Below are 4,269 nucleotides of genomic sequence, written 5' to 3'. Positions count from 1 at the left end.
GATGGTACTGCAGGGGGGACCCTGTGGGAGAGTAGGACGCCGCCGAACAATTCTTCAGAAAAGGCCCACCCGGGTTCCCGGGTGGGCCTTTTCGCGTTTTCCGTGCCGGCGGTCGGTCGAATGGCCTCGGATCACTGGTCGCTGTCGTCGAGCTGGGTGTCCTCGGTGTCCGGCTGTCCCTGAGCCTGAGCCGGTGCCTTTGCCGAGGGCTGTGCTGAAGCGGCTGAAGCGGACGCCGAAGGAGAGGCAGCGGCGGAAGCCGCGGAAGGGGAAGCGCCGGGGGAGGACTGCGAGGCCGCCTGGACGGGAGCCGCCGCCGTCCCCCAGACCGGTCGGCTGAGCCACTTGTCCCCGTTGTTGGTGAGCCGTGCGACGCCCGTGCCGTCCGGTCGCATGGTGTAGAAGTCGGTGCCGGCGCCCGCGGCGGTCTGGGCGAAGACGATCGACTTGCCGTCCGGTGCGTAGGCGGCGGTTCCGTAGGCGGCGTCGGAGGGTGCCGGGGTGAGCGCGCCGATGGCGGTGCCGTCCGGGTGGACGGTGTAGATGCCGCCGCCGGGGGCGTTGTCGGGGCCGGTCGGGTACGTGGTGAAGAGGATCTGGGTGCCGTCCGGGGACCAGCTGGCCCGTTCGCCGGCGCGCAGTTCCCAGGGGGTGAGCTGGCGCAGGCCGGTGCCGTCCACACCGACGACGTAGACGGCCCGGCTGTTGGCGGGCTGGCCGGTGGCGCTGGTGCGGTACTCGAAGGTGAGCTGCTTGCCGTCCGGGGACCAGCTGGGGTTGCTGACGGTGCCGGAGTACGGCTTGTCGTTGGTGAGGAAGGTGAGCCGCTGGACGTCGGTGCCGTCCGGGCGCATCAGGTAGAGGTCGGAGTACTGGATCCGGGCGGGGGTGGCCTGGTCGAGGGCGCCCCAGGTGCGGCTGAAGGCGAGTTGCTTGCCGTCCGGGGAGAAGGCGGGGGCGCGCTCGTCCTCGTTGGCGCAGTCGACGGCGCCGCCGTCGCAGAGCTGGCCGATCTGGTGGGCGGCCTCGCCGGCGGCGGAGACGGTCCAGAGCCGGGCGGCGCCGGTCGTCGGGTCGGTGCGGTCGAAGGCGATGGTGCTGCCGTCCGGGGACCAGTCGGGGCGGTCGTCGCGGGCGCGGTCGGGTGGCTGGGTGAGCTGGTGCTGGCCGGTGCCGTCCGGGGCGAGGGTGACGATGGCGCTGGTGCTGCGGGCCGCATCCAGGAAGGCGCTGCCGACGATCTGGCCGTTGTGCGCGGCGGCGGGATTGCCGGCCGCGGCGCCGACGACGCCGGGGCTCGGGGTGGCGGGTGTCGGCTCGGGGGTGGCGGTGGGGGACTCCGGCCGGATCTCGGACAGCGGGATGTCCCCGGGTTCGGCTCCGCAGCCGGCGAGCAGGGTGCCCACAAGCAGAAGGCCCGCACCGGCGCTCGCGCGGGTACGGGCTCTGCTGCTTCCGGGGGACTGCCGTGTGCCGGTGATCCGTGTCATCTCCGTCTCCGACCTTTCCGACCGCTCCGACGTGGCGCCTCGTTCCCGACCGGGCGGGGCCCGGAAAGGAGCTGTCACTGTGTCAGAAGCGGGGTGTCGGAGGCCGGGCGACACGCTACGGAGCGGGTCCGCTCGATCGCACGGAGTAGATCGGCTCCACGGAGTGGAGGGGCAGGGCGGGTGGTCAGCCCCGGGCGGCGCGACGTTCGGCCTTGGCGACGGCCTCCGCCTCGTCCTCGGCCTCGGCGACCTCAAGGGTGGGCGCGGTGCCGCCGAGGTGGGCGGGCAGCCACCAGCTGTCGTCCGGACCGGCCGGCTTGCCGGGGTACTCGGTCTGGGCCTGGTCGAGCATCGCGCTCATGGCGGCGCGGAGCTTTCTGGTGACCATGACGGGCTTGTCGTCCGGGCCGAGCCGGATCGGCTCACCGATCATGATCGTCACCGGGACGTGCCGCTTGGTCAGGGTCTTCGGACGGCCCTTGGTCCAGAGCTGCTGGGTGCCCCAGAGGACGACGGGCAGCAGCGGGGCGCCGGAGTCGGCGGCCATCCGGGCGGCGCCGGTCTTGAACTTCTTCAGCATGAACGAGCGGCTGATGGTCGCCTCGGGGAACACCCCGACCACCTCGCCGGCCTTGAGGGCGCGCACGGCGGCCTCGTAGGCGGGCTGCCCGTCGGTGCGGTCCACCGGGATGTGCTTCATGCCGCGCATCAGCGGGCCGGAGATGCGGTGCTTGAAGACGTCGTCCTTGGCCATGAAGCGCGTCTTGCGCTTCCCGCCGCGGTAGGCGCCGAGGCCGGCGAAGAGGAAGTCCAGGTAGCTGATGTGGTTGCTGACCAGGACGGCCCCGCCCGTGGCGGGAATGTGCTCGGCACCCACGATCTTGACCCGTACGTCGAGCGCACGGAAGGCGGTGAGGGCGGCGCCGATCACCGGCGGGTAGACGAACTCTGCCACGGTCAGTCCTGACTTCCACGGGCCGGGGCCCGGTTCGGCGGGGTTCCCGCGCCCGGGCGCGGGTGCCGACCGGAGCACGGCACGCCGCGGCGGTCACGGGTGATACCTGGAGATGATCCCCCGAACGAGTGCCTGCTGTCACCTGAGCCGTGCGGTCAACCGGATATTCGCGGTGTGATCTCCGTGATGGGTCCGAACGGGAACTTCCCGCTTCTGTCCACGCGCGTGGATCGTGCCCCGGCCGCCCGTCGCGCGCCGGGTGGACGGCGGTATCAGGCGCCGTTGCCGAGGCGGCTGCGGGTGTGCCGGACGAGCGGGTAGATCTCGCAGCCTAGGCAGTAGCCGAAGGCGGCGCCCAGGAAGGCCGCGGCCAGTGCGAACGAGGCGGTCAGCAGGCCCAGCCAGGGCACGCCGGTGAAGAAGCCGAGCGCGCCGATGGCGGTGAAGACCAGGCCGACCCCCTGGGCGAAGCGCAGCGGCCGCTCGTCCGCGGTCCGGCTCGGCGGTGCCAGGCGGGGGAGGACGAGGAGGCGGAACAGCCAGCCGTACGGGGAGTGCTGCGGGCCGCCGAACGCGCCGAGGGCGTAGACGAGCGCCTGGCCGGCCAGCAGCGGGCCGCTGCCGGTGATCAGGGCGACGGCCAGGACGGCGGAGGTGATCGCGGCGGCGAAGCGGGGGCCGCGGGGGTCGATCTGCACGGGGGCTCCGGGAGGGTCGCGTCGGGCGGCGGCGTCGGCGGCGGGGCCGGTCAGGGTCGGCGGGAGGTGGCCGCCCGGTCGTGGTCGACGACGCGACGGGAGGTCAGCAGCCGTGCTGCGGGGCGCTCGGAGTCCATCCGGCGATGGTATGTGCGCCCGCTCCCGGCGGTCGACCCACCTTTCGTGGGCGGCGGGCGATGCCGCAGACTGGAGGGATGGCCGGACGGGCGGTGTGGGTCGCCGCCCCGGCGGCGGCGACCGCGTTCGGGCTGCCGCAGGCCGGGCGCGACGGGAGGACGAGGGTGCGGACCAGGGACGGTGCGGTACGGCTGTCGGCGGCGGAGCTGGGCGGGGCGCTCGGCGAGCGGGCGACGCTGGTGCAGTTCTCGTCCGCGTTCTGCCAGCCCTGCCGGGCGACCCGCCGGGTGCTCGCCGAGGTGGCCGGCATGGTCGACGGCGTCGCGCACGTCGAGGTGGACGCCGAGGCGCGCCTGGAGCTGGTTCGCCGGCTGGAGGTCCTGCGCACGCCCACCGTCCTGGTGCTGGACGCGGACGGCCGGGTGGTGCGCCGGGCGGCGGGGCTGCCGCGCAAGGCGGACGTGATCGCGGCGCTCGGCGAGGCGGTTTGAAGCGACGGTCGTCGACGAACAGGGTTCAGCGAACGACTTTCAGCGAACAGATGACAGATGATGAAATCTGTTATCTGTTCGCTGAAAGTTGTCAGCTGTTCCCGGCGACCGCTCCCGGCGACTCTCCCGGCGGTTGTGCGGCCCTGCCGGGTGGAGTCGGCGTCGACTGGGGCAGGATGGGCGCAGGGTGCGGCGGTGCGTGCTGCCCAGCGTAAGCTACTGGCCAGTAGTGACCGCTGAGCTACTGGCGAGTATGCTGCCAGGAAGTTCCGGACCGGCACGGGAAAACCGCTGCCCGGAGCGGGTGCGTGCCGAGTTCGCGCCCGCTTGCACAGCCGCAGCCGCCGGACGAGACCAGTACAGGAGACAAGGCCGTGAGCTTGAGGATCGTTGTCTGTGTGAAGTACGTGCCGGACGCGACGGGTGACCGTCGTTTCTCGGACGACCACACCACGGACCGGGAGGGTGTGGACGGCCTCCTGTCGGAGCTGGACGAG

The 4,269-nt window shown here is 72.6% G+C and carries 4 protein-coding genes and 1 pseudogene; 2 read left to right on the top strand and 3 right to left on the bottom strand.

Features of this window, described 5'->3' with window-relative positions; all coding sequences use genetic code 11:
* Nucleotides 1–131 precede the first annotated feature (131 nt).
* The 3 genes from VM95_RS37105 to VM95_RS37095 form a co-directional block, all read right to left on the bottom strand.
* Nucleotides 132–1,406: a TolB family protein gene (locus VM95_RS37105; protein WP_045705655.1), complete on the bottom strand. Its 1,275-nt coding sequence runs from the start codon at nt 1,404–1,406 to the stop codon at nt 132–134.
* 268 nt (nt 1,407–1,674) lie between these two features.
* Nucleotides 1,675–2,445, bottom strand: coding sequence for a lysophospholipid acyltransferase family protein (locus VM95_RS37100; RefSeq protein ID WP_045705653.1), 771 nt, complete (start codon nt 2,443–2,445; stop codon nt 1,675–1,677).
* A gap of 272 nt (nt 2,446–2,717) precedes the next feature.
* A complete protein-coding gene (locus VM95_RS37095; protein ID WP_045705651.1) occupies nt 2,718–3,143 on the bottom strand; it encodes a DUF4395 domain-containing protein in 426 nt (141 codons plus the stop codon).
* A gap of 215 nt (nt 3,144–3,358) precedes the next feature.
* Between VM95_RS37095 and VM95_RS37090 the strand changes: the two genes are divergently transcribed.
* Nucleotides 3,359–3,772: a thioredoxin family protein gene (locus VM95_RS37090; protein ID WP_045705649.1), complete on the top strand. Its 414-nt coding sequence runs from the start codon at nt 3,359–3,361 to the stop codon at nt 3,770–3,772.
* A 374-nt stretch (nt 3,773–4,146) separates the two neighbouring features.
* Nucleotides 4,147–4,269 (top strand): annotated as a pseudogene (locus tag VM95_RS42160) (electron transfer flavoprotein subunit beta); the annotation flags it as partial.

Origin of the sequence: Streptomyces rubellomurinus (assembly GCF_000961885.1) — a bacterium.
GTDB lineage: Bacteria > Actinomycetota > Actinomycetes > Streptomycetales > Streptomycetaceae > Kitasatospora > Kitasatospora rubellomurina.
The sequence above is the reverse complement of the archived record's forward strand: the minus strand, read 5'-3'. Positions and strand labels throughout refer to the sequence as shown.

What these genes read in the sequence shown, in the direction of transcription:
- VM95_RS37090 (WP_045705649.1), top strand. Translation starts at nt 3,359, where the DNA reads ATGGCCGGACGGGCGGTGTGGGTCGCCGCCCCGGCGGCGGCGACCGCG.